1 protein-coding gene and 1 pseudogene are annotated in these 1,084 nt (G+C 50.1%); both read left to right on the forward strand.

Annotation, left to right across the window (positions count from 1 at the left end; genetic code table 11):
- Positions 1 to 552 (forward strand): annotated as a pseudogene (locus ACTHUR_RS11705) (histone deacetylase family protein); the annotation flags it as partial.
- Between the two features lie 233 nt (positions 553 to 785).
- Positions 786 to 1,084: alcohol dehydrogenase catalytic domain-containing protein (locus ACTHUR_RS11710; RefSeq protein WP_440398685.1), on the forward strand; the 299-nt coding region annotated here is incomplete at its 3' end.

Genomic DNA, 1,084 nt, shown 5'->3' on the forward strand with positions numbered 1-1,084 from the left:
GTCTTGGAGAATCTCCGCCGTACCGTCGCCGAAGTGGACGTCGAAATCGATGACGGCGACGGTACGGCGGAGATTCTCCAAGACGATCCGCGCGTGATGTTTTTCAAACTGTTTGAAACCGACATCTTTCCCTTCCCTCAGGCGGAACAATACGCCGGCAATAAGAATATGCTGCATACGCCCCTCAAACCGGGCACAGGCAGCCGTATCTTCCGTACGACCATCCGCGAACAATGGCTTCCCAAGCTCACGGCCTTCCGCCCCGAGTTGGTGTTGCTTTCAGCCGGTTTTGACGGGCACAAACAAGACGAAACAGGCCGTCTGAACCTGCATGAAGCCGATTTTGCCTGGCTGACACACAAAATCGTCCAAGCAACAGCAAGCTGTCAAGGACGTATCGTTTCCGTGCTGGAGGGCGGATATACCTTGGAATCCATGTCTAAATCTGCCGCCGCCCACATCCGCGTATTGGCAGGCTTAAGCAAGGCCGACTACGTCATCGCCTACCAAAAGCATCTGAAGCGCGGCAAAAGTAACAATCCTACACCATAACGTATTCAAACTATTGCCCCAGGCCGTCTGAAAATAGATTATCCATTTCAGACGGCCTTTTTTTCATTTACAAACTTTAATTTGAGCAAAGACAAACCATTTTCATATTATCAGTAGTAAAATAACAAATATAAAACATATCAATAAAAATATTTCACACGCCACACTGCTTCCCTTTCCCTAATTGACCGTCTTTTTCAGACGGCCTCCACTTTAAAAAAAGGAGCGTTACAATGAAAGCAGCACGTTTTTACAACAAAGGTGACATCCGCATCGAAGACATTCCAGAGCCAACCGTAGCTCCGGGTACTGTCGGCATTAATGTTGCGTGGTGCGGTATCTGCGGTACCGATCTGCACGAATTCATGGAAGGCCCGATTTTCATTCCGCCTTGCGGCCATCCGCACCCAATCTCCGGCGAGTCAGCCCCTGTAACCATGGGGCACGAGTTCTCCGGCGTGGTTTATGCCGTAGGCGAAGGCGTGGACGACATCAAAGTCGGCCAACACGTTGTCGTTGAACCCTACATCAT

It is taken from the genome of Neisseria sp. P0021.S007 (genome assembly GCF_051956855.1).